Source organism: Conexibacter sp. CPCC 205762, from assembly GCF_030646155.1.
Lineage (GTDB): Bacteria > Actinomycetota > Thermoleophilia > Solirubrobacterales > Solirubrobacteraceae > Conexibacter.
In genome coordinates this window covers 26,692-49,698 of the sequence record NZ_JAUTDN010000030.1, presented here as the reverse complement: position 1 = coordinate 49,698, position 23,007 = coordinate 26,692, and the positions used below count along the sequence as shown (strand labels likewise).

Here is a 23,007-nt window from a genome sequence, read left to right as displayed (position 1 = left end):
CTCCTAGCGCGGCGCGCGCACGACGGCGTCGTAGCGGCGCGGGCGCGGCTCGCGGTTGCCGGCGCGGTCGAGCGATTGCGCGTAGAGGCCGTAGCGCGCGCCCGGCTCGCCGCGCAGCCGGAAGGCCGTCACCTTCGCCCGCAGCGCTATCCGCCGCTGCACCCTGTGGTCGCGCAGCCGCACCAGCGTCAGCGCGACCGATCTGACGCCGCTGACACGGACGGTCGGCGGGCCGGAGTCGGTCGCGCGCCAGCGCAGCGCGATCGTCCCCGCGGGTCTCGCGGCGGTCGCGGTCAGGCGCGTGCGGGGAGCGCGCGCGTCGCTGTCGCGGGCCGCCTCCAGCGCGGCGCCCGCGTCGAGGATCCCCCAGCCGAGCTGGTCGTTCCAGCCGCGCCCGGCCGGCCGCCGCGCCGTTCGCTTCAGCAGCCGCACGACGGCGCGGCCGGAGAGGTCGGGGTTGAGGACGCGTACGAGCGCCGCCGCGGCCGCCACCTGCGGCGCCGCCATCGAGGTGCCGGCGAGGTAGCCGTAACGGGTGTCGCCGGCGATCGTGGCGCGGCAGCCGCAGGGACGCGTGCCGACCTCGAACGGGGTCGGCTGTGCCGGGAAGGCGCCGATCACGCCGCGCGGCGTCGCGCCGGCGCCACCGGCCGTGCCGTAGGCGGCGAGCGAGATCTGCGAGCCGTAGCCGGCGAACGGCGCGCGGCGGCCGTCCCACTCGGCGGTCGTGACGCTGAGGCCGCTGCCGGCGTCGAGGTCCTTGCCGCTGCCGGTCGGCTGCAGCACGTTGGCGGGGTCGCCCTGCTCCTGCAGCGGCTCGTCGGCGGCGGCCGCGACGAGCACGACGTCGCGATTGGCGGCGTAGCGCAGCGCGCGTCTGATCGTCGCGCTCGCCGGCCGGCTGCCGTCGTCGCCGAAGCTCATGTTGATCGCGTGCACGCCGTGATCGGTCGCGTCGACGATCGCGGCCGCGATCGAGCCGTCGCTGAGGTCGGTCTTCTCGACCACGAGCCGGCAGCCGTCGCCGGCGCCGGCGATCCCGGTCGCGTTGCCGGTGGCGGCGCAGGCGAGCGAGGCGACGTGCGTCCCGTGGCCCTCCTCGTCGCTGCCGGCGGATCCGTCGGAGGGCTCCTCTCGCTGGTCGACCAGCCGCGCGATCTGCGGCGCCAGCTCCGGATGGGAGGCGTCGACGCCGGTGTCGATCACGCCGACGAGCGCCTTCGAGCCGTCGACCAGCTGCCAGGCGCGCGGGAAGCGCTCGCGCAGCAGCGGCCACTGCAGCGGCGTGCCGGCTGGGAGCGGTGAGCCGGCCGTGCCGGCGGCCGGCTCGGGCAGCGTCAGCGCCGGGTCGTCCGGCAGCGGCGGCGCGACGGCGCGCAGGCGCGTGTCGCCGTCAGATTCGCTCGGCGGCCCGACGGCGCGCGGGCGCGTGCCGCCGTCAGACTCGCTCGGCGGCCCGACGGCGCGCAGGCGCGTGCCGCCGTCAGACTCGCTCGGCGGCGCGACGGCGCGCAGGCGCATCCGGCGTTCGGGCTCGACGGCGGCGACGCCGGGCAGGGCGGCGAGCCGGCGTGCGGCCTGCGCGGCGCTCTCCCCCGCCCGCGGGCGGACGGCGACGAGCCCGATCTGCGGCAGCGGGCGGCCGTCGGCCTGCACGCCAGCAGCGGCGATCGCGACGGGCGCGCTCGCCGCGCCGGCGTGGCGGTCGGTCAGCACAAGCAGGCGCCCGGTCGGCACGGCGGCGGCGCTTCCGGCCGCCTGCGCGGAGACCGGCGCCAGTGCGGCGCCGGCTGTCAGCAGCAGTCCGAGGACGAGTGGGCTAGAAGCCCAGGGCGAACTTCGCATCTTCGGACATCTTGTCCGGAGACCACGGCGGATCGAACACCATCTTCGGGTTCACCTGCTCGACCTCGTCCAGTTCGCCGACGAACTCGACCATCTGCTCGCTCACCTGCGGTCCGATCGGGCACGCCGGCGTCGTCAGCGTGAACGTGATGTTGACCGTCTCACCGTCGATCTCGACGCCGTAGACGAGCCCGAGCTCGACGAAGTCGAGGCCCAGCTCCGGGTCGATGACGTTGGACAGCGCGTCGTTGACTTCTTCGATCGTGGTCGGCACGCAGACCAGTCTAGCGGCCCGCCCGCGCTCCCCCGGCCCATCGGAACGCGCCGGAAATCCGCCCTTTCCGAGGCGGCCCCAAAGGGTGATCGGCAAACGTGAGAAAGGCCTCATCGGGCTTGCGCAGACCATGAAGGTTTCGTTAGGTTCGCGCGCATCGTCGACTACGCCGAACACCCGCCCACGCTGCGCTGCTCGGGGGACGAGGACCGGTTGACCCAGGCCCGCCGCCGTCCGGCGCTGGCCCGGGCGATCAAGGCCCCGGCCGATGTCGTCATCGACCTGACCGAGCTGACGTGGGCGGACGCCTCGCTGATGCTCGACTTCGTCATGCTCGCCCGCCGCCTGCGCGCGCAGGGCCGCACCGTCGCGCTGCGCAACGCGCAGCCGCAGATCGTCGCGCTGATCGAGCTGGTCGGCCTCGACCGGATCGACGGCGTGCACGTCGAGCGCGCGACGGCGAGCAGGGACGTCGACATCTCGGCGCACGCGATCCGCCCGCGGCCGCGCCTGCGCGTCGCGCACGCCTAGCGCGCACCGCGCTCCTCGCCACGAGCGCGACCACGCGGCGTCGTACGGCCATCCCCATCGTGCCGACGACGAGCGGCGGGTACTCTCAGAGCACGATGTTCATCTTGCTCCTGCTGTTGCTGATCCTGGTACCGATCGCGGAGCTGTACGTGATCATCCAGGTCGGCCAGGCGATCGGCGCGCTGCCGACGATCGCCCTGCTGTTCGCCTCCTCGATCCTCGGCACGGTGCTGCTGCGCTCGCAGGGCCGGCTCGCCTGGCGCCGCTTCCGCAGCGCCGTCTCCGCCGGCCGCGCGCCGACGCGCGAGGTCGTCGACGGCACGCTCGTCGTCTTCGGCAGCGCGCTGCTGATCGTGCCCGGCTTCATCAGCGACGTCTTCGGCATCTTCCTGCTGCTGCCGCCGACCCGCGTGCTGACCCGCAAGCTGCTGCTGAGCGGCGCGCGCGGGCGGATGCTGATGGCGGCCGCGAGCATCGGCGGAGCATCGCGCGGCCGCGCACGGCAGGATTACGACGTGGACTCCACCGCAAGAGACGTCGACGGCGCCGGCCCCCAGCTGCGCGGATGATCGGCCCAGAACAGGAATCGCCCCGCCCCGCCGAGGGCGAGGGCTTCGGCGACGCGGTCACGTACGCCTTCGGCGACGCCGCGAACGGCCTCTACGGCAGCGCCCGCTTCGGGCTCGTCGCGGGCGATCCGCCGCGCGCGACCTCGATCGTGATGCTGTTCCACGACGGTGAGGTCGTCGACGTCGCCTCCTCCGGTGCCGTCGAGGCGCCTGCGCTCGACTGGGCGCGCGTCGAGGCCGGCGACGCGACCGCCGAGCTGGTCGAGCCGCTGCAGCGCTGGAGCGTCTCCCACGACGGCGACGGCGGCGGCTTCGAGCTGACCTTCGAAGCGCTCGCGCCCGCGGCCGAGGTCGGCCGCGACGAGATCGCCGCCAGCGCCGCGGCGCTCAACGGCTACGAGCAGCTCTGCCGCGTGCGCGGGACGGTCACCGTCGGCGAGCGCACCTTCAAGATCGACTGCCTCGGCCAGCGCGGCCACACCTGGGGCGCGCCCGACTGGACGCAGCTGGAGCTGTCGCGCACGCTCGGCGTCTGGCTCGACGACGAGCGCGGCGTCGCGCTCGCCTCGGTCCGCCCGCGCGGCGTCGAGGGCCACGAGGACGAGGTCGTCAGCGCCTGGCTGCTGGAGGCGCCGCAGCCGATCGACGACCCGCGCCTCTCGACGACGCTCGACGGCGGCGGGCGCCAGCTGCGCGCCGGGCTCGAGCTGTGGGTCGACGAGGAAGGCGAGCAGGGGCCGCTGCGCGGCGCCGGCGAGGTCGTCTGCGGGACGACCTTCGACCTCGGCGAGCTGCGGCTCGACTGCTCCTTCTTCCGCTGGCGGATGGAAGGCGCGCAGGGCGTCGGCCGCTACGACGTGCTGCGGCGCAGATGAGCCGCGTCGAGGTCGTCGTCTCCGACTTCGGCGGCGTCCTGACGACGCCGCTGATGCAGGCCTTCGCCGCCGTCCAGGAGGAGAGCGGGATCCCCTGGGAGCAGTTCGGCGCCGGCATGGCGCGCGCGGCCGAGCTGGCGGGCGCGCAGCCGCTGTTCGAGCTCGAGCGCGGCGCGATCAGCGAGGCCGAGTTCGTGCGCCAGCTCGACGCCGGCATGCGCGACGTGCTCGGCCGCGAGGTGACGCTGCACGGGTTCGGCGAGAGACTGTTCGCCGCGCTGCATCCGAACGCGCAGCTGATCGACTTCATGCGCGACCTGCGGGGCCGCGGCTACCGGATGGCGATCCTCACCAACAACGTGCGCGAGTGGGAGGCCCGCTGGCGTGCGATGCTGCCGATCGACGAGATCTTCGAGCTGGTGATCGACTCGGCGTTCGTCGGCATGCGCAAGCCGGAGCCAGAGATCTACCAGCTGCTGCTGGAGAGACTCGGCGTCGAGGCGGCGGCGACGGTCTTCATCGACGACCTCGAGGTCAACTGCGACGCGGCCCGCGCGCTCGGCATGAACGCGGTCCATTTCCAGAGCAACGAGCAGGCGATCGCCGAGGTCGAGTCAGTGCTCGACGGCGGGTCTCCCCCGGCCGCGGCCTGACGCCCGCGGCCCCTGCCTGGGCCCGGCGCGCGACTCATCCTCCTGACGCGAGCGCCCGCCTCACGCGGGCGGCGCGCTCAGTTCTCGGAGCCGAGCCGGTCCCAGCAGTACAGCTCGACGCATTCCTGCGCGAGCTCGCGGCAGCGCTGCTCCGACAGGAACGGCAGCACCATCTCCAGCGACTGCTCCTCGGCGACACCGGCGTCGAACGCCTCCTCGCCGCGGAAGCCGGCGGCGATCTTCAGCGCCTCGCGACGGTTCTCGCCGAGCGACGGGAAGAGGTTGACGAGGAACTCCTTGTTCGCGATCGGGTGACCGACCTCGAGCGAGGCGTGCCAGGCGGCGAGCATCGACAGGTCGTGCTCATCGAGATCGGCGACGGCCTTGGCGTAGTGCGAGTCGAGATCCGCATCGGGAATCTCGTCCACCCACGCCCGAACCACCTCGCCCAGCAGCTGCCGACGCGCCTCCCGGCCCACGGAGTTGGCAATCACGCGAATGGCATTCTGAGGCTCGATGAAACAGAGGGACATCGGGGCTCCCGGCGTCGTCACAGATCGAGGAACAAGAAGAACAAGATCGTGCAGGACTGTACGGGCCGGTGCAGACGGCAAAATGTCACACCTGTGAGAATCGTCACGATCGCTACCCACGACGTAAATGTCGTTGCAGAACATCCACCCGCAGCGGAGGGTGGCGCGGTGCCGGATGCCACCCCCTTTCTGCGCGCGCTCGGACGAGCGCTGCGGGAGCGTCGCGACGAACTCGACCTGACACAGGAGGCCGTCTCGCTGCGCACAGGCGTACCCCAGCGAAGGATCTGGGAGCTCGAAGCCGGGATCGGCAATCCGACCGCCAGGACGCTACTGCGCCTGGTCTCGGGTCTCGATCTCCTCTGCTCCGAGCTGTTCGCCCGCGCCGAGTCGATCGCCGCCCTGCCGCCGGCCGAGCCCGCGGACCCCGCGGACTAGCGCGACACTGCCCGCGATCAACTGGTTTTACGACGTTTGCGTCGTAAGCCCGAGGCTGCCAACATGAGGAATACCGGCGTACACGAAGTCGCCGGGCTGTGCGGGTGCAGCAGATTCAGCGGCAGCGCCAGGTGATCGCGGGGGATCGCCGGCGTTCGGGACGCGCGGTTCTCGCCGTGCGCGACGGAGGTGCAGATGCGAGTCGTGACGACGCAGGGAGAGACCGAGGCAGCGATCGACGACGGTGAGTCGGCGGTGGCCTCGATGCTCGAGCGCGGACTGTTCAGATCGGCGCTCGACTTCTACGGAGCGGCGGAGGCGGTGATCGACTATCACGGTCCCGACAGGCCGAAGCTGCGCTTCGACCTCGACGGCCTCGGCGGCGTGCGCGCCGCGATGGGCGCGCTCGAGCGGCGGATCGCGGTGGCCAGCCGCGCCGGCTTCTCGACCGAGCGGATCATCCGCATCACGCGGCTTGAGCCGGAGATCGTCGAGGGGATCATCGCGCGCGAACGCGCGCGGTCCGCAGGTTGACGGCACGGCGGCGACGGGATCGTCTCCCGTCGCCGCCGACCGCCGCCCCTCGCGTCAGCGCACGGTGACCGCGACCGGCCGCGAGATCGTGGTCGCGTACGGATAGCTGCCCTGACGCGGCACGAGCGCGCGGAAGGCGAACCGCCCGTTGGTGGCGCGGAAGCGGTAGCTGGCGTGCCAGCGCCCGCGCCCGTTGGTCCGCAGCGTCTTGAACGTCCGCCACCCGTATCCGGACTGGTAGCCCTGAAGCGTGACGAGCAGCCCGCCGCGCGGGATCGACCCGCCGCCGGCGCTGCCGCGTATCGTCACGATCCGCTTGCCGGCGATCACGCGCCGGTCGGTGGTGATCGTGAGCGGCGCGAGCACGTCGATCGCGACGGTGTTGGAGGCGCGGAACGCGTCGCTGTCGCCGAACGGGAAGTAGGTCACTCTGACGGAGCGACTCGGCCCGGCCGGGAGGGTCGCGCTGAAGCGACCGTTCGCGCGGGTGCGCACGAGCCCCTTGCGCGCGACCCAGCGCCGCCCGCTGACGCGCTGCAGCACGTTGACGCGCGCACCGGCGATCGGCTTGCCTGCAGCGTTCACCAGCCGCCCGGCGACCGTCCACCTGCGCGTCCGCGAGCCAAGCGCCCGCCGCACGATCCGCCCGCCGCTGCCGCGCACTCCGAGCGTCAGCCGCGCCTTCGCAGTCGCCCCTCTCCCGTTCGCAGCGCGGCCGGGCCGCTCGCCGAGCGGGTTCTGCAGGCTCGGGATCCCTGCGACCCCGCCGCCCGCGCCAGTCCCGGTCGCTCTCGCCCCGGGGCCGTCGCCCTCCCCGTCGTCATCCCCACCGCTTCTCCCACCCGGCTGCGGCTCTCTGCCGGTCGGCTCACCCGGGCTGGTGGCGCCGTCCCCATCCGCGATCATCCCGCTGGCATCAGAACGCGCCGTCGCCGACCCGCTGCCATTGCCAGCAGTCACCTCCACCACGATCCGGTGGTAGACGTCCGCAGCCACAAGCCGATACTCCGCCCCATCCGCACCGAGGATCGCAACGCACCCGCCACCCGCCCGATCGCACCGCAGCCACCGGTAGCCGTACCCAGTCACCGCGCCGTCCCACTGCCCAACATCAACCCGCACCCCCTCCCCCAGCCCTTCCACACCAACAACCGAAGGAGCCTCGACCGAAACCGGCGCGTTGTGGGTGGTGACCGCTCGCTCAATCACGCTCGAGCGATTTCCAGCCGCGTCTTCGACGCTGAGTCTCCAGGTGTGAGAGCCGTCTCTAAGTCTGCGTGTGTCGTATGAAAACTGACTATCGACATTTGCGGCGCACGGATCAGGAGAAGCGAATTCGTAGCGATTGTCGTTGCCGGGCTCAACGTCGGCGCAAAAGCCATTGTTAGCGTCGACCGCTCTCTCCTCGATGACCCGGTTGTCCAACTCGAACCTCGCGCGGTAGACGCCGCTTTGAAGGTCTTGCGCGGTAAAGCCGACATCGAGCATCCCCCGCGCGACTGCATCGCAGCAGAGGCTCGCCACCCATGGAAGGCCCGTATCGGTCAGCTGAAGCTCCGCGCGAGGCACGGTGAGCGAAGCCCGACCCGGCCCGCAGTTGAGAGCACCCCAGAGGCTCCAACACGTCAGGCGAAGGCGTATCGAGTTCCATCTCTGGCCGGCGGCTCTCAGCTCAGTGTCTGACGGATCGCTTGCAGCCCGCACTCCAGACGAACTCATATGACGCTCCCATTCGTCATCGTCATGCCAAGCGTCGTAGACGTACGGTCGCTCAAAGACATCCGCGAGAAACGGCCAGTCCACGATGTAGGACCGGACCAGCGACACCGACGCGATGCTTGTCGAGAGAGGAGCCACGAACCCAAGTTCGATCGCCGTGCCCTCGTCAACTGGGAGTTGTGGGTCCCCAAATCGGAGTTGCAGTCTCGGATCCGTGGCGGGACAAAGCACGGCAGTCCCACGATCGACTCCTTGAACCGGCTCCGAAACCGCGCGCGTCCAGCCTTCGGCTCCTACCCATGTGCCGGAGGGGGTTCTGCAGCTGTAGACGGTGTAGGTGCCTGCTCTGGCGGGGGTGGTGGTGAGGAGGAGGAGCAGGGCGAGGAGGGCCGTGAGGGCCAGGGGGATCTGTTTGCGCATCTTGTGACCTCGTGGGGTTGTGGGTGTCATGGGGTTGCGAACTCGGCGCCGTCGGCGACGGCGGGTTGATGGGGCTGGGAGAAGGCCGGCTTCGGTGCGGCTGGCGGCGGAGCGGTGCTGGAGGTGAACTCCGGGGGCTCGCCGGGGGTCTGAGCGGCGGTGGGGCTTGTGGCCGTGCCTTGGGGGTCCCGGGAGCCGCTGGCGGCCTGCTTGCGGCCTGCTGTGGGGCTCGGGGTGGCGGGGTCGGTGTCGTTGCCGGGTCGGCGGGCGTTGGCGGCACCGCCGGCGCTGCCGGCGGGCGTGGCGGCGTCGCGGAGAGGCGCATCGCGGCCGCTGGCCGGCGCGGTGGGGTCGCCGGGCTGCGTCTCGGCTGAGAAGGCCGCGGCGGGGAGCAGCGACGAGGCCGCGAATGCTGCGCTTGACGCGCGCGGCGGCGCGGCGAGCGGTTCGAGGGCGAACTCGGCGAGCGGGCCGGTCGCGGGCTGCGCTGCGGCCGGCGACGGGGTCGCGGCGGGCGCCGGACCGACCGGCGACGCAGGACCCGGGGCGGTGGGTGCGGTGGCGGACAGCGGGGCGGCGATCGGGGTCGCGGAGGCGGTCGGTGACGGGCCGGAGGCGACCGTGACAGACGGTGCGCCGGCGGCCGCCGATGCACCGGAGCCGGCCGTCGCGGCCTGCTCGATCGCGGCTCCGCCTCCGGCCACGGCGACGGTCGAGGCCGCGACCGCCGCGAGCTTCGTGCCGGGCACCGTGTCGATCACGCTGTGGAAGCGCAGGACGGTCGTGTTCGCGCGCTCGGCGAAGCTCTGCGCCAGCGCCTCCAGGTGACGACCGAACCCCAAGCCGCCGCCGGCCGCCCCAGCCGTGGCGAGCGCGGGCAGCGCCGCCGCCGGCAGCAGCGCGGCCACCTGACCCGGCGCCGCGTGGATGCCGCGCAGGGTCGCGCGGCAGGCGGGACAGGAGCGCAGGTGCGGGCGCAGCTCCGACAGCTCTCTCGCGGTCGCCTCGCCGTCGGCCAGCAGCGACAGCAGCGGGAACCAGCGCGCGCACTCCGCGCCCGACTCGATCGCGGACAGACGCGCCAGCAGCGCCCGCCGGCCCTCGTTGATCGTGCGGTTCGTTCTCGTGTACGTCCAGCCCGTGCGGGCGCAGATCTCCTTGTACGACAGCCCCTCGGCGCGCAGCGCCAGCGCCGTCATCTCCTGCGGCTTGAGGCCGCGCAGCGCCTCCGCCGTGTGCGCCAGACGCTCGAAGCGCTCGACGCGATCGGCCGGGTCGACGGAGTCCTCGTCACGGTGGCGATCGCCGTCGAACGCGCCGATCGTCTGCTCGCGCTCGGCGCGGATCGCCATCGCCTCGTGGCGCAGGACCGTCTTGACCCAGTTGACGGCGTTCTCCGGCGGCTCGTGGCGCATCCGCCGCACGAGCTTCTCGAGCGTTCGCTGATACGCGTCCTGTGCGTCCTCAGCGCAGATCGAGAAGCGCCGCGCCAGGCGCAGCAGCTCCCCCGCGTGCTCGCGCACCAGCGCCAGCACCTGCTCCTCTCCGGCATCGCTCCCATGCCGGACCGGCGACCGTCCCATCCGCGACCTCCCTGTTGTCGGCGGCGAACTGGCGCGTCGGCGCCATCTCGCACAGCCGCAGTCATCGGCCGCAGGAGGCAGAACAGCGGCGTTTTCTCCCCATCCTGACTAGAGAAATGCCGCAAAGAGCGTGTTAAACACCCCTGTTTACGGACGTATGTACGCCCGCTATTACGGTGTTATGTCGAGGCGCGGGCTAGAGCCCGAGCGCGGAGGCCGCGCGCGTGTACGCGTCGGCGTCGGGCTCGCTGGCGGGAGCGCCGAGCGTGGCGCGGCCACCGGGGACGAGCGGGCGCGCCGGCGGGCGGGCCCAGTTCCAGAGGCCGACGTCGAGCACCTCGATCGGCAGCTCGGCGGCCTCGGCGAGGTCGGCGGCGCGTCTCTCCAGCAGCAGCGTGTCGCCGATGCCGAAGACGCGCTTGGCGGCGACCGTCGTCTCGTCGTCGCCGCCGACGTACAGCGACGGCCCGCTCAGCTCGTAGAGGCCGAGGCGGCCGAGCGTCACCAGCAGGTCGTAGCGTGCGTCACGCGAGAAGCCCTTCAGCGCCAGCCGCTCGAAGACGCGCTGGAAGCGCCGCGCGGGCGTCCACGAGGGCTCGCCCTCGAACGCTCTCTGCTGCGTGCCGGAGCGCACGATCCAGGCGCGGTAGGCCTCGATCGTCGTCGTCCCTCTCGCCTTCGCGTGCGAGGTGCGCGGGCCGAGCGGGACGTCGGTCAGGTCGGGCAGCTCGCCGGAGGCCCAGCTCGTGCGGGCGGCGCTGATGCCGGCCCACGGGTCCTCGCCGTCGAGCGGGCCGACGTAGGCGATCAGGAAGGCGAGCCAGGTCGCCTCCTCGTAGTCGCCGGCGGCGCCGAGCGAGGCGACCTCCGCGTAGAGGCCGGTCGGCGCGACGGCGAGCGAGGCGAGGCGGCCGGAGGCGAAGCCGAGCTCCTCGGCGAGCCGCTCGGCGTCGGCGGTCGCTCTGATGCCGGGCACCAGCTGCGAGCCGTAGCCGTCGGCGCCCGCGCGCGCGATGCGGCGGACTCTGAGGTCGTTGGTCGAGCGGCTGCGCGTGGTTCTGCTCGTCGTGCGCGGGTTGCGCGTGACGTGGCCGCCGCTGCTTCTGACCCCGGTCTGGCGCGGGGCGGCCTTCTCGGCCTGCTCGCGAGAGCAGATCGGGCAGTTGTTCGCGAAGCGGTTATGGCGGCAGAACGACGGCAAAGCGGGGATCAATATAGAAGGCCCCGCACCACCTTGCTGTCACCCTCCTGTTGCCAAGCGCGCGATTCCGCCCAGGAACAGCTCCGAGGCGAAGCGCGCGGTCCGCTCGACGTCCGGCTGCGGCTGCTCGACCAGCCTGATTCCCAGCTCGAACGCGACCCCGCCCATCGCCGCCGAGAGGTAGTCGAGGTCGATCGTCGGCGCGACGCCGATGCGGGCCGCGAGCGAGCTGAGATCCTCGAACAGCTCATAGATCCCGTCCTGCAGCGCGGGCGTGTCGAGCATCGTCGAGACCGTGCCGGCGTTGCGCCGCAGCAGCTCGAACAGCGGCCGGTCCTCGACGATGAAGTGGAAGTAGACGCGGAAGCCCTCCAGCACGATCGCGTCGAGCGTCGTCTCGACCTGGCGCACCTCGCGCAGTCTCCGCCGCAGCTCGACCGTGCGCTCCTCCAGCACCGCCTGGAAGACCGAGGTCTTGTCCGGGAAGTAGTTGTAAAAGGTGCCGGAGGCGAGCCCGGTGCGACGGATCACGTCGCGGATCGAGGCGCCGTCGAAGCCCTGCTCGGCGAAGACCGCGCAGGCGGCGTCGAGGATCGCCGTGCGGTTCTGCGCCTTCGTCCGCTCGCGCTTGCCGACCGCCGCGCCGGTCACGAGGCCGGCGCCTCGGCTCCAGCCCGCGCCGGCACCGGCAGCGCGAAGCCGCGCTCGCGCATCCGCCGCGCGCCGGCCTTGCGCTCGCGCCGCAGGTCATGGAGGTAGGTGTCGAAGTCGACCTGCATCGTGTGGCGCTTGGAGGCGACGTAGCGCTTGAACATCTTGCGCCGCTCCGCCTCGACGTCGGCCGCCAGCGCGGCCGGGTCGGGCAGCGCGTACTCGCCGCGCAGGTAGGCGGCGATCCACTGCCCCTGCGCCTCCGACAGCGGCATGATCGCGCCGAGCGGCTGCAGCAGGCCGACGAAGAAGACGTCGTCGATCGCCGGGTGAAAGACGCGCCGGAACAGCGGCAGGTCGTTGCCGGGCGCGCTGATCAGCCCCTCGTCGAAGAACGGGAAGGTGACTCTGTAGCCGGTGCACCAGACGATCGCGTCGATCTCCTCCTCGCTGCCGTCCTCGAACAGCACGCGCTCGCCGGCCAGCGACGCGATCCCCGGCTTGTAGGCCATCTCGCCGTGCGCGAGGCGGTTGAGGAAGTCGGCCGAGATCGTCGGGTGGGCCTCGCCGAGGCCGTGGTCGGGCTTCGGCAGGCCGTAGTCCTCGACGTTGCCGACGCCGACCTTGTACATCGCCGCGAGGAACCGCTGGCGGATCGCCCACGGCACCGCGCCGGTCAGTCTGTTGACGCCGATCTGGTCCAGCGGCCGGCCGAAGATGTACTTCGGCAGCACGTAGGCGCCGCGGCGCGCCGACAGGAAGGTCCGCTCGGAGACGAAGCTCGACTCGACGGCGATGTCCATCGCGCTGTTGCCGATCCCGACGACGAGCACGCGTCTGCCCTCGAACGGCTTGTTGTCGACGTAGTGGTGCGCGTGCGTCTGCGCGCCGTCGAAGCTGCCGGGGTAGGCCGGCTCGGGCCAGCGCGGATCCCAGTGGTGGCCGTTGGCGACGACGAGCGCGTCGTAGCGGCGCTGTTCACCCGTGTCGAGCGTGACCGTCCAGGCGCCGTCGGCGCCGCGCTCGGCCCGCTCGACGCCGGTCTCGAAGGCGATCCTGTCGCGGAAGCCGAAGTGGTCGACGTAGAGGTCGAAGTAGGAGGCGATGTGCGAGTGGTGCGGGAAGTCGGGATACCACGCGGGCATCGGGAAGTCGCTGAACTCCATCCGCTCGCGCGAGGTGTTGATGTGCAGCGAGCGGTAGGCGGCCGACATGCCGTTCTTGTTGCCGAAGACCCAGTTGCCGCCGACGCGGTCGGACTTCTCGAAGCAGTCGAACGGGATGCCGCGTTCGTGCAGCGCCTTCGCGGCGGCGATGCCGGAGGAACCGGCACCGATGATGCAGACCGACGGAAGGGCAGCCATCGCGAACGTCTCCCTCTCTCCTCAAAAGTGACAGGGGCGTCACCCTAGACTGGCCAGACGGCCAGCGTCAAGTTCGAGCGGTCGCGTCGATCGGCGGCGGTGCGTCGCCCTGCTTGCGGTGCTCCTTGCCCGCTCTGATCACTTCCTTGAACGAGCGGAATCTGAAGATCATCGCGAGCGCGCCGAACGCCATCGCCGCCGCGCCGGCCGCCAGCGCGATCTGCTGGCCGACCGAGAAGGCGGCGACCTCCGCCCCCGTCGCCGCGCCCGCGAAGACGGTCAGCAGCAGCGCCTGCTGCACGCCGGCGCCGCCGGGCGTGAACGGCATCAGCATCGCGACGACCTGGACGCCGAGCACCAGCAGCGCGTTTCTGACCCCGCCGCCGATGTGGAAGGCGTCGAGCAGGAACCAGTAGGTGAAGAAGCGCGCGATCCACGCCGCCGACTGCCAGGTGACCATCTCGCGCAGGTAGCGGCGGCGGTCTCTGAGGATCGTGAAGCCCTGCCGGACGCGCGCCCAGAACGCCTTCACTCTCGCCGACAGCAGCGCGAACGCGACCAGCACGCCGATCCCCAGCGCGGTCAGGAAGAAGAGCGTGAAGCGCGGGTGCGAGGCGAAGAAGGCGAGGTCGAACGCCGGCAGCTTGGAGAAGTCCGGCGGCTTCGGGAAGACGCCCTGCGTGAAGGCGAACAGCAGGATCACGATGTTGACGGCGTAGTCGAACACGAGCCCGGTCCAGAGCGCGGCGACGATCGCCGGGTAGGACGAGTTCGGTATCGAGATCCGCGTCAGGAAGTACTGGACGATCGTGCCGCCGCCGAGCGGGAAGACCTGGTTGATGCCGACGCCGGAGACGTACGCCCCCCAGATGTCGCGCCAGCGCACGGGCTCGCTCGGGAAGGCCGCCTGGACGGCGTTGAAGAGCGCGCGCGAGCGCAGCGTCAGGTAGGCGAAATAGCAGATGAGCGCCAGCAGCAGCGCGAGCCAGTTCAGCCCGGCCAGGTTCCCGAGGAACTCACCGACCGAGTCGAAGAAGCGACTGATATCGCTGCCGAGCGAGGCGGTGACGAGCATCTTGACCCAGGATATGCGGAAGGGCCCGAAAACATCCGGGCCCTCCGCTGCCGGCAATCGTGGGGGAGACGATTCCGGCGCAGCAGAACGTCAAGCGCCCTGCCGCGTGCAGCTTACCTTGACAGGGTGTCAGATCGGGCCACCAGGCCCGCTGAAGAAGTCGTCGCCGAGGCGGACGTTGCCGGCGACGTCGGCCTCGTGGCGCAGCGTGTGGTCGATCTCGCCGTCCCAGGCGCCGATCGCCAGCTTCTCGCGGTCCGCGTCCATCGGCGAGCCGCCGAGGTCGCGATTGACGATGCGCGCGCACTTGCGCCCCTCCGCGATCGCGGTCACGACCAGCGACTGGCCGATGCGCGCGTCGCCGCAGGCGTAGACGCCGTCGACGTTGGTGCGGTAGGTCTTCATCGTCTTGACGTTGCCGCGCGGGTCGCGCTCGAGCTCGAGCTGCTCGACGAGGCCGGCGTGCTCGGGATGCGTGAAGCCGATCGCGAACAGCACGAGGTCGGCCGGCAGCGTGTACTCGCTGCCCTCGACCACTCTCAGGTCGCGCGAGGAGGAGCCGACGACCTTGCGCGCGTGGACGTGCGTGACCTTGCCGTCCTCGCCCGAGAAGCCGTAGACCTCGGTGCCCCAGCGGCGCTCGCCGCCCTCTTCGAGCGCGTAGGTCGTCTCGGTCCGCTTCGGCGGCAGCGGCCACGGCGTGCGCTCGTCGCGCCCGCCCTCCGGCAGCTCCTGGTACACGTCGAGGATGCGCGCGCTGGCGGCGCCCTCGCGGTTGGCGTTCGAGATGCAGTCCATCCCGGTGTCGCCGCCGCCGATCACGATCACGTGCTTGCCGGCCGCGACGATCTCCTCGCCGGGCGCGGGGTCGCGCGAGGGACGCCCTTCCTGTCTGGCGACCCAGCGGTTGCGCTGGTAGAGGTAGTCCATCGCCGGGTGGATGCCGGCCAGCTCGCGGCCGGGCGCCTCGACGTCGCGCGGGATGCGCGAGCCGATCGCGACGACGACGGCGTCGTGGCGGTCGCGCAGCTCCTCCGCCGTCACGTCGTTGCCGACGTCGACGCCGTACTCGAATCTGATGCCCTCGGCTCTGAGGATCGCGACGCGGCGGTCGATCACCGACTTCGGCAGCTTCGCGTCCGGCACGCCGAAGCGCATCAGGCCGCCTGGACCCTCGTCGCGCTCGTAGACGGTCACGAAGTGGCCCGACTTGTTCAGCTCCGCGGCGACCGCGAGGCCGGCCGGGCCGGAGCCGACGACGCCGACCGTCTTGCCGGTGCGGCGGTCCGGCGGCTCGGGGACGATCCAGCCCTCTTCGTAGGCGCGCTCGACGATCGACAGCTCGACCTGCTCGATCGTGACCGGGTCGTCGTTGACGGCCAGGACGCACGCCGACTCGCACGGCGCCGGGCAGATCCGGCCCGTGAACTCGGGGAAGTTGTTGGTCGCGTGCAGCTGGACGATCGCGTCCTGCCAGCGGTCGCGGAAGACGAGGTCGTTCCAGTCCGGGATCAGGTTCCCGAGCGGGCAGCCCTCGTGGCAGAAGGGGATGCCGCAGTCCATGCAGCGCGCGCCCTGCTGCTTGAGCTGCTCCTCCGGCTGGAGCTGGAAGTACTGGTCGTAGTCGTTGACCCGCTTCTCGGGGTCGCGTTTGTCGAAGCCGACACGCTGGATTCTCAGGAAACCGCCAAGCTCACCCATGTCCGTGTCCTTCTCAGGCTTCGGCCGCGACGCCGGTCGCGGTCTGCTCACGCGCAGCTCTCTCGGCGAGCGCGCGCTTGTAGTCGCGCGGCATCACCTTGACGAAGCGCTGGGAGGCGTTCTCCCAGTCGTCGAGGATCCGCTGCGCGATCTGCGAGCCGGTGCGCGCCGCGTGCTCCGCGACGAGGTCCTTCAGCTCGATCTCGTCGTCCTCGTCGAGCTGCTCCAGCTCCACCAGCTCCGGGTTGCAAAGCGCGGCGAAACGGTGGTGCTCGTCGTAGACGTACGCGACGCCGCCGGACATGCCGGCGGCGAAGTTGCGGCCGGTCGGGCCGAGCACGACGACGCGACCGCCGGTCATGTACTCGCAGCCGTGGTCGCCGACGCCCTCGACGACCGCGTGGGCACCGGAGTTGCGGACGCCGAAGCGCTCGCCCGCGAGGCCGCGGAAGAAGGCGCGGCCGCGGGTGGCGCCGTACAGCACGGTGTTGCCGACGATCGGCGATCTCTCGAGGTCGTAGGCGGCGTCGGCGGGCGGGCGCACGGTCAGCACGCCGCCGGCGAGGCCCTTGCCGGTGTAGTCGTTCGTCTCGCCCGTGAGCGTGAAGCTGACGCCGGGCATCAGCCAGGCGCCGAAGCTCTGGCCGGCGGAGCCGCTGAGCGCGACCTCGATCGTGCCCTCGGGCAGGCCGTCCGGGCCGAGCTGCTTGGCGACGCGGCTGGAGAGGATGCCGCCGACGGTGCGGTCGACGTTGCGGACCTCCGCCTCCAGCACGACCTTCTCGCCGCGCGCGATCGCCGGCTCCGCGCCCTCGACCAGCGTCCAGTCGAGCGCGTCGGTGAGGACCGGCTCCTGGCTGATCGTCTGGTGCAGCGGCGTGCCCTCGGGCAGCTCCGGCATCGCGAAGACGGCGCTGAGGTCGACCCCGCGCGCCTTCCAGTGGTCGATCGCGCCGTCCATCTCCAACAGGTCGGTGCGGCCGATCATCTCGGCGAAGCTGCGGACGCCGATCGACGCCATCAGCTGGCGCGTCTCCTCGGCGACGAAGAAGAGGTACTTGACGACGTGGTCGGGCGTGCCCTGGAAGCGGGCGCGCAGCTCCGGGTTCTGCGTCGCGATGCCGACCGGACACGTGTTCAGGTGGCAGACGCGCATCATGATGCAGCCCATCGCGATCAGCGGCGCGGTCGAGAAGCCGACCTCGTCGGCGCCCAGCAGCGCGGCGACGACGACGTCGCGGCCGGTCTTCATCTGCCCGTCGGCCTGGACGACGACGCGCGAGCGCAGGTCGTTCAGCAGCAGCGTCTGCTGCGTCTCGGCGAGGCCGATCTCCCACGGCGTGCCGGCGGCCTGGATCGACGACGCCGGTGAGGCGCCGGTGCCGCCGTCGTGGCCGGAGACGACGATGTGGTCGGCGTGCGCCTTCGCGACGCCCGCGGCGACCGTGCCGACGCCGACCTCCGAGACGAGCTTGACCGAGACCGACGCCTCCGGGTTGGAGCAGCGCAGGTCGTAGATCAGCTGCTTGAGATCCTCGATCGAGTAGATGTCGTGGTGCGGCGGCGGCGAGATCAGGCCGACGCCGGGCGTCGAGTGGCGCAGGTTGGCGATGTAGCCGTCGACCTTGTGGCCGGGCAGCTGACCGCCCTCGCCGGGCTTGGCGCCCTGCGCCATCTTGATCTGCAGCTGGTCGGCGTTGACGAGGTAATGCGGCGTCACGCCGAAGCGGCCGGAGGCGATCTGCTTGATCGCCGAGCGGCGGTTGTCGCCGTTCTCGTCCGGGGCGAAGCGGCTGGGGTCCTCGCCGCCCTCGCCGGTGTTCGATCTGCCGCCGATGCGGTTCATCGCGACCGCGAGCGCCTCGTGCGACTCGCGCGAGATCGCGCCGAGCGACATCGCGCCGGTCGAGAAGCGCTTGACGATCTCCTCGGCCGACTCGACCTCGTCGAGCGGGATCGGCTCGGCGAGCGTCTTCAGCTTCATCAGACCGCGCAGCGACGCCTTGCGGGCCGCCTCGTCGTTGACGGCGCGGGCGAAGTCGTCGTAGGTCTGGCCGGCCTTGCCGTCCTCGGCTCTGACCGCGTGCTGGAGCAGCGCGATCGTGTCCGGGTTCCAGATGTGACGCTCGCCGTTGCGGCGCCACTGCAGCACGCCGCCGACCGGCAGCGTCTCGCGGCCGGTGCGCGGGTACGCGCGGAAGTGGCGCTCGAGCGCCTCTCTCGCGAGCACGTCCATGCCGATGCCGCCGATCCGCGACGAGGTGCCGGTGAAGTAGGTCTCGACCAGTCTCGGCTCGAGCCCGACGGCCTCGAAGATCTGCGCGCCGCAGTACGACTGGATCGTCGAGATGCCCATCTTCGAGAAGGTCTTCAGCAGGCCTCTGCCGATCGCTCTCACGATCCGCTGCTCGGCCGTCTCGCGGTCGAGGTCGATCGGCAGGCGGCCGTGGTCGGCCAGCTCGTCGAGCGACTCGAACATCAGGTACGGGTTGATCGCGGCCGCGCCGTAGCCGATCAGCGTCGCCATGTGGTGGATCTCGCGCGGCTCGCCGCTCTCGATCACGAGCCCGCAGCGCAGGCGCGTGCCGGCGCGGACGAGGTGGTGGTGGACCGCGGCGACCGCCAGCAGCGACGGGATCGCGACGCGCTCGGCGCCGAGGTTGCGGTCCGACAGGATCACGATGTTGGCGCCGCGCTCGATCCAGGTCGAGGCCTCGTCGCAGATCGCTCTGAGGCGGCGCTCCATGCCGTCCGGGCCCTGCTCGACCGGCCAGGTGAGGTCGATCGTGGCGGCGTGGAATATGTCGTGCGAGACCTGCCGCAGCTTCTCCAGCTCGTGGTTGCGCAGGATCGGCTGCTTCATGAACAGCTGGTGCGCGTGCGCCGGGCTCTCGTCGAGCAGGTTGACCTCGGCGCCGACCGAGGTCGCCAGCGACATCACGACCTTCTCGCGGATCGGGTCGATCGGCGGGTTGGTGACCTGCGCGAACAGCTGCTTGAAGTACGAGAACAGCGGCGGCTGGCGGTCGGAGAGGACGGCCAGCGCGGCGTCGTTGCCCATCGAGGCGGTCGGCTCCTCGCCGCTGACCGCCATCGGCGCGATCGTGATCCGCAGGTCCTCCTGCGAGTAGCCGAAGGCGAGCTGCTTGCTGCGCAGCGGCTCGACGCGGGGCGCGCGCGGGGCGCGCTCGGGCAGGTCGTCGATGTGGACGACGCGCTCGGCGTACCACTCGCCGTAGGGACGCTGGCCGGCGATTCTCGCCTTGACCTCCTCGTCCTCGACGATGCGGCCCTGCTCGAGGTCGACGAGGAAGACCTTGCCCGGCTGCAGGCGGCCCTTGCGGACGATCTCGTTCGGCTTCGCCTTGATCACGCCGGTCTCGGACGCGAGCACGACGTAGCCGTCGGTCGTCTGGACCCAGCGGCCGGGGCGCAGGCCGTTGCGGTCGAGCGTCGCGCCGACCTGGGTGCCGTCGGTGAAGCAGATCGCGGCGGGGCCGTCCCACGGCTCCATCACGCACGAGTGATAGTCGTAGAAGCCGCGCACGGCCGGCGGCAGCTCCGCGTTGTCGCGGTAGGCCTCCGGCACCATCATCATCACCGCGTGGGTGATCGGGCGGCCGTCGAGCACGAGCAGCTCGAGCACGTTGTCGAAGGTCGCGGAGTCCGACCCGCCCTCGCGCACGACCGGCATGATCTTGTCGAGGTCGTCGCCGAAGTGGTCCGAGAGCAGCTGCGACTCACGCGCGCGCATCCAGTTGATGTTGCCGCGCAGCGTGTTGATCTCGCCGTTGTGGGCGAGCATCCGGTACGGATGCGCCAGCTCCCACGACGGGAAGGTGTTGGTCGAGAAGCGCGAGTGGACGAGCGCCAGGCGCGTGACCATCCGCTCGTCCTTGAGGTCGGGGTAGTAGCCCGACATCTGCGGCGCGGTCAGCATGCCCTTGTAGACGACCGTGCGCGAGGAGAACGACGGGATCGCCAGCTCCGGGCCGGCGCCCTTCTCGATCAGGCGGCGGATCACGTACAGCTTGCGCTCGAAGGCGAGCTGGTCGGGCAGCTCGTCGGCGGCGCCGACGAAGACCTGGCGGATCAGCGGCGCGGCGGCGCCGGCGGTGACGCCGACGAACGCCTCGTCGACCGGCACGTCGCGCCAGCCGAGGACTCTCTGGCCCTCGTCGGCGATCGTCTGGTCGACGAGCGCGACGATCCGCTCCTGCGCCTCCTGCTCCTGCGGCAGGAACAGCACGCCGACGGCGAAGCGGCCCTTCTCCGGGAGCGGGAACGGCACGACGGCGCGGAAGAACTCGTCGGGCAGCTGCAGCAGGATGCCCGCGCCGTCGCCGGTCGTCGGGTCCGCGCCGGCGGCGCCACGGTGCTCGAGGTTCTCGAGCGCGTAGAGCGCGCGACCGACGACGCCGTGGTCGGCATCACCCGTGATCTTGGCTACGAACGCGACACCACAGGCGTCGTGCTCATGTGAGGGGTGGTAGAGGCCAGCGGCCTTTGGCGGCTTGATCGTGCGCATGAATCCTGTGTCCCGGCGGGCGTCGCGAACACTGAGAAGAGGCCACAGGGTACCAGCGGGCCGACCCCCGGCAGCGCTCCACCAGCAGGAAATTCGTGATATGTGGGTCAGCTCGAAGCGACTGCCGGAGCCCCGCTCGGAGGCGCGTCCGCGCTGACCGCCGCCGCATATGTTGCCGCAACTCGCGCTGCCGCTGCGTCGCGACCGAAACGCGCGACCGCGTCGATCCGTGCTTTCGCCCCGCGCCGTCGGCGTTCTGCCGGCTTCTCGACGACTTCTGTCAACGCGTTGACCAAAGCCCCTTCGTCGTCCGGTTCGACCAGCCAACCGGTCTCCCCCGGCCGCACGATCTCGGCCGGACCGAGCGCGTCGGCGGCCACCGGCGGCAGCCCGCAGGCCATCGCCTCGACCAGCACCGAGCCGAACTGCTCGCGCACCGACGGCAGGATCAGCGCGTCGGCGGCGTTGAGGATCTGCGGCAGCTCGTGGTGGTGCTGCCAGCCGGCCAGGAAGACGTCGCGGGCGCCGCTGGCGCGGATCGCCTCCCACGGATGCTCGCCCTCCCACTCGCCGGGATGACCGCCGACGATCACGAGCGGGACGCGCACGTCCCAGTTGCGCTGGGCGCGCGCGAACGCCCGGATCAGCAGGCCGACGCGCTTGACCTCGGTGAAGCGGCCGACGTACAGCAGCACCGGGCCGTCGCCCTCGAAGGCGGTCAGATCGCCGACCTCGTAGGCGACCGAGCCCTCGTGACCGCCGGGGCGCCAGCCGCGCGGCCGCTCCACCAGCAGCCTGCGCCAGTGGGCGCGGCGGTCGACCGGCGCGGGCGCGAACTGCGCCGCGTCGACGCCGTTGGGGACCGCGACGCAGCGCTCGGGCGGGAGCTCGAGCAGCGCGGCGACGCGCTCCTTCTGGCGCTCGGTCAGCACGATCGTGAGCGCGCAGCGGTCGGCCCACGCGCGCATCCGCTCGGCCCACGCGTCGGCGTGGCGCCAGCTCGGCGGCGCGCCGGCCGCGATCCGCTCCAGCATCAGCAGCTCGGTGCCGTGCAGGTGGCCGACGACCGGCACGTCCGGCGCGACGCGCTCCGCCGCCGCGTGCAGCGGCGTCAGGTGGTGCAGGTGGAGGACGTCGGCCTCAGCCGCGCCGGCCTGCTCCAGGGCGCCGGCCCAGGCGGTCACCTGCCGCTCGAAGGCGGCGTCGCCGAGGTCGGCGAAGACGCGGTCGGGCGCGTCGGGGCGATCCTCGTAGGAGGCGAGCAGGCCGCGCTCGGCGACCGGCACCGCGCGCACGTCGAGACCGGCGTAGAACTGCTCGGCGTCGCCGGCGCCGGGCTGCGAGCCGCTGACGACGGTCGTCTCCCAGCCGTGCGCGGGCAGCGCGCCGGCGAGCGCGCGGATCACGTGGGCGGAGCCGCCGCGCGGGAAGAAGGCGACGCCGATGAGGGCGCGGCGGCGCGAGTCGTCGGAATCTTGGTCCAGCACCCGTTCGACGCTAGCAGCGGGATTCCGGGCCCGCGGGCGCTCGTGCAACCGGCTAGTTGCGCGCGGGGGCGCGCGCCGCGCGAATCGGCGCGCGCGAGGCAGGCGAGGCGCCGGCGGGCGCGGGGCGCCGGCGGGGGCGGGGCGCCGGCGGGGGCGGGGCGCCGGCGGGCGCGGACCGCGACGGCGCCGGGTGTCAGCCGTGTCAGCGGGGCGCGAAGGCGATCGCCGTCGAGATCGAGCGGCCGCCCGGGACGACGGTGTCGTAGTTGCCGCGCGGGATGTTGCGCAGCGTGCCGCCGCAGACGAGCGAGGTCGAGCCGCCGCCGTCGAGGTTCATCGCCTGCTGCGCGCCGAGGTCGACCAGCGTCGCCGCCAGCTCGTCGAGCGTCAGCCCGGCCTCGTCGTCGGCGCGGCCGTCGCAGGCGACCGCCAGCAGCGTCTCGCCGGCGAGCGCGATCGCCGCGCGCGGATGGCGGCCGTCGCTGATGTCGGAGTCGAACTGCTCCGCGCCGGCCGAGAAGCCCTCCGGGTCGGTGCCGGCGTGGACGGCCGGCTTGCCGTGGTGGACGAGCAGCGGCCCGGCCTGCAGCAGGTCGCCGCGGGGCGCGGTGCAGAAGCTGTCGCGCGGGCCGATCGCGACGCTGCCGCGGTCGACGTGCAGCGACGCGCGGATCTTGTGCCACGGCGCCAGGAAGGGCGTGCTCTCACGCGCGATCCCATGCGTGCGGACCTCGCCCAGCGGGCGGCCGTGCGGGCGCACGAAGAAGCCGCCGACGATCGCCTCCTCGGTGCCGGTGCGGGCGCACCAGCTGGCGAGCTGCTCCGGTCGCGTCAGCCGCACGACGCGCACGCGCGTGCTGGCGAGCTGGTGGGCGGCGACGTGGACGGTCGTCTGCGCGCCGTCGGCGAGCGTCACGCGGAGCGAGCGCAGGTGCGCCGGCGGGGCCGGATCCGCGACGGGTGCGATGAGCGGGCTCATGAGCTGGAGGTTCCGCCGCGTTCCATGCGACGGAGTTGAGAAAGCGT

Annotated in this window: 19 protein-coding genes; 6 read left to right on the top strand and 13 right to left on the bottom strand. The window is 71.9% G+C overall.

From position 1 onward, the window contains the following. Nucleotides 1-3: 3 nt before the first annotated feature. On the bottom strand, nucleotides 4-1,845 hold the full coding sequence (locus tag Q7L73_RS20080) for a S8 family serine peptidase (protein WP_304693410.1): 1,842 nt from the start codon (nucleotides 1,843-1,845) through the stop codon (nucleotides 4-6). Continuing rightward, nucleotides 1,820-2,119, bottom strand: a complete 300-nt coding sequence (locus Q7L73_RS20075) for a metal-sulfur cluster assembly factor (protein WP_304693408.1) — start codon at nucleotides 2,117-2,119, stop codon at nucleotides 1,820-1,822. Before Q7L73_RS20075 ends, Q7L73_RS20080 begins: the two co-directional genes overlap by 26 nt. A 156-nt stretch (nucleotides 2,120-2,275) precedes the next feature. Between Q7L73_RS20075 and Q7L73_RS20070 the strand changes: the two genes are divergently transcribed. The 4 genes from Q7L73_RS20070 (at nucleotide 2,276) to Q7L73_RS20055 (ending at nucleotide 4,747) form a co-directional block, all read left to right on the top strand. Then, entirely contained in the window at nucleotides 2,276-2,650 is a 375-nt protein-coding gene (locus Q7L73_RS20070) for an STAS domain-containing protein (protein ID WP_310720292.1), read from the top strand. Between the two features lie 95 nt (nucleotides 2,651-2,745). Beyond that, a complete protein-coding gene (locus Q7L73_RS20065) occupies nucleotides 2,746-3,219 on the top strand; it encodes an FxsA family protein (RefSeq protein WP_304693406.1) in 474 nt (157 codons plus the stop codon). Beyond that, complete coding sequence (locus Q7L73_RS20060) at nucleotides 3,216-4,094, top strand: hypothetical protein (protein WP_304693404.1); 879 nt, start codon at nucleotides 3,216-3,218, stop codon at nucleotides 4,092-4,094. The genes Q7L73_RS20065 and Q7L73_RS20060 overlap by 4 nt, the downstream gene beginning before the upstream one ends. Beyond that, nucleotides 4,091-4,747 (top strand): HAD family phosphatase, encoded by a 657-nt coding sequence (locus tag Q7L73_RS20055; protein ID WP_304693402.1) that lies wholly within the window; start codon nucleotides 4,091-4,093, stop codon nucleotides 4,745-4,747. The genes Q7L73_RS20060 and Q7L73_RS20055 overlap by 4 nt, the downstream gene beginning before the upstream one ends. Nucleotides 4,748-4,824: 77 nt before the next feature. Here the strand turns inward: Q7L73_RS20055 and Q7L73_RS20050 are convergent, their stop codons facing one another. Next, the gene (locus tag Q7L73_RS20050) at nucleotides 4,825-5,280 is read right to left on the bottom strand and encodes a hypothetical protein (protein ID WP_304693400.1); all 456 of its coding nucleotides are present in this window, start codon (nucleotides 5,278-5,280) and stop codon (nucleotides 4,825-4,827) included. Nucleotides 5,281-5,373: 93 nt separating this feature from the next. Here Q7L73_RS20050 and Q7L73_RS20045 point away from each other — a divergent pair, with 93 nt between their 5' ends. Further along, a complete protein-coding gene (locus tag Q7L73_RS20045; RefSeq protein WP_304693398.1) occupies nucleotides 5,374-5,718 on the top strand; it encodes a helix-turn-helix domain-containing protein in 345 nt (114 codons plus the stop codon). Nucleotides 5,719-5,913: 195 nt separating this feature from the next. Next, nucleotides 5,914-6,252, top strand: coding sequence for a hypothetical protein (locus Q7L73_RS20040; RefSeq protein WP_304693396.1), 339 nt, complete (start codon nucleotides 5,914-5,916; stop codon nucleotides 6,250-6,252). Between the two features lie 54 nt (nucleotides 6,253-6,306). Here the strand turns inward: Q7L73_RS20040 and Q7L73_RS20035 are convergent, their stop codons facing one another. From Q7L73_RS20035 to Q7L73_RS19990, 10 genes are all read right to left on the bottom strand, one after another. Next, entirely contained in the window at nucleotides 6,307-7,158 is an 852-nt protein-coding gene (locus tag Q7L73_RS20035) for a hypothetical protein (protein WP_304693394.1), read from the bottom strand. A 1,259-nt stretch (nucleotides 7,159-8,417) separates the two neighbouring features. Then, entirely contained in the window at nucleotides 8,418-9,974 is a 1,557-nt protein-coding gene (locus tag Q7L73_RS20030) for a sigma-70 family RNA polymerase sigma factor (RefSeq protein WP_304693392.1), read from the bottom strand. A gap of 196 nt (nucleotides 9,975-10,170) precedes the next feature. Further along, nucleotides 10,171-11,175: a hypothetical protein gene (locus tag Q7L73_RS20025; protein ID WP_304693390.1), complete on the bottom strand. Its 1,005-nt coding sequence runs from the start codon at nucleotides 11,173-11,175 to the stop codon at nucleotides 10,171-10,173. Nucleotides 11,176-11,214: 39 nt separating this feature from the next. Next, nucleotides 11,215-11,826, bottom strand: coding sequence for a TetR/AcrR family transcriptional regulator (locus tag Q7L73_RS20020; RefSeq protein ID WP_304693388.1), 612 nt, complete (start codon nucleotides 11,824-11,826; stop codon nucleotides 11,215-11,217). After that, nucleotides 11,823-13,190 carry an NAD(P)/FAD-dependent oxidoreductase gene (locus Q7L73_RS20015; protein ID WP_304693386.1) on the bottom strand — a complete coding sequence of 456 codons (1,368 nt, stop codon included), beginning with the start codon at nucleotides 13,188-13,190 and terminating at the stop codon, nucleotides 11,823-11,825. Before Q7L73_RS20015 ends, Q7L73_RS20020 begins: the two co-directional genes overlap by 4 nt. A 67-nt stretch (nucleotides 13,191-13,257) precedes the next feature. Beyond that, nucleotides 13,258-14,265: a lysylphosphatidylglycerol synthase domain-containing protein gene (locus Q7L73_RS20010; RefSeq protein WP_304693384.1), complete on the bottom strand. Its 1,008-nt coding sequence runs from the start codon at nucleotides 14,263-14,265 to the stop codon at nucleotides 13,258-13,260. Between the two features lie 129 nt (nucleotides 14,266-14,394). After that, entirely contained in the window at nucleotides 14,395-15,966 is a 1,572-nt protein-coding gene (locus Q7L73_RS20005) for a glutamate synthase subunit beta (RefSeq protein ID WP_304693382.1), read from the bottom strand. Nucleotides 15,967-15,979: 13 nt separating this feature from the next. Further along, complete coding sequence (gene gltB / locus Q7L73_RS20000) at nucleotides 15,980-20,494, bottom strand: glutamate synthase large subunit (protein ID WP_304693380.1); 4,515 nt, start codon at nucleotides 20,492-20,494, stop codon at nucleotides 15,980-15,982. Between the two features lie 107 nt (nucleotides 20,495-20,601). Then, on the bottom strand, nucleotides 20,602-21,981 hold the full coding sequence (locus tag Q7L73_RS19995; RefSeq protein WP_304693378.1) for a glycosyltransferase family 4 protein: 1,380 nt from the start codon (nucleotides 21,979-21,981) through the stop codon (nucleotides 20,602-20,604). A gap of 202 nt (nucleotides 21,982-22,183) precedes the next feature. Further along, entirely contained in the window at nucleotides 22,184-22,960 is a 777-nt protein-coding gene (locus Q7L73_RS19990) for a phosphodiester glycosidase family protein (RefSeq protein WP_304694958.1), read from the bottom strand. Nucleotides 22,961-23,007 lie beyond the last annotated feature (47 nt).

Excerpts from the sequence above, each read along its gene's own strand:
- Q7L73_RS20030 (WP_304693392.1), bottom strand. The coding sequence starts at position 9,974 with ATGGGACGGTCGCCGGTCCGGCATGGGAGCGATGCCGGAGAGGAGCAG.
- Q7L73_RS19990 (WP_304694958.1), bottom strand. The coding sequence starts at position 22,960 with ATGAGCCCGCTCATCGCACCCGTCGCGGATCCGGCCCCGCCGGCGCAC.
- Q7L73_RS20055 (WP_304693402.1), top strand. The coding sequence starts at position 4,091 with ATGAGCCGCGTCGAGGTCGTCGTCTCCGACTTCGGCGGCGTCCTGACG.
- Q7L73_RS20015 (WP_304693386.1), bottom strand. The coding sequence starts at position 13,190 with ATGGCTGCCCTTCCGTCGGTCTGCATCATCGGTGCCGGTTCCTCCGGC.
- Q7L73_RS20065 (WP_304693406.1), top strand. The coding sequence starts at position 2,746 with ATGTTCATCTTGCTCCTGCTGTTGCTGATCCTGGTACCGATCGCGGAG.
- Q7L73_RS20035 (WP_304693394.1), bottom strand. The coding sequence starts at position 7,158 with ATGATCGCGGATGGGGACGGCGCCACCAGCCCGGGTGAGCCGACCGGC.
- Q7L73_RS20005 (WP_304693382.1), bottom strand. The coding sequence starts at position 15,966 with ATGGGTGAGCTTGGCGGTTTCCTGAGAATCCAGCGTGTCGGCTTCGAC.
- gltB (WP_304693380.1), bottom strand. The coding sequence starts at position 20,494 with ATGCGCACGATCAAGCCGCCAAAGGCCGCTGGCCTCTACCACCCCTCA.
- Q7L73_RS20050 (WP_304693400.1), bottom strand. The coding sequence starts at position 5,280 with ATGTCCCTCTGTTTCATCGAGCCTCAGAATGCCATTCGCGTGATTGCC.
- Q7L73_RS20010 (WP_304693384.1), bottom strand. The coding sequence starts at position 14,265 with ATGCTCGTCACCGCCTCGCTCGGCAGCGATATCAGTCGCTTCTTCGAC.
- Q7L73_RS20060 (WP_304693404.1), top strand. The coding sequence starts at position 3,216 with ATGATCGGCCCAGAACAGGAATCGCCCCGCCCCGCCGAGGGCGAGGGC.
- Q7L73_RS20040 (WP_304693396.1), top strand. The coding sequence starts at position 5,914 with ATGCGAGTCGTGACGACGCAGGGAGAGACCGAGGCAGCGATCGACGAC.
- Q7L73_RS20080 (WP_304693410.1), bottom strand. The coding sequence starts at position 1,845 with ATGCGAAGTTCGCCCTGGGCTTCTAGCCCACTCGTCCTCGGACTGCTG.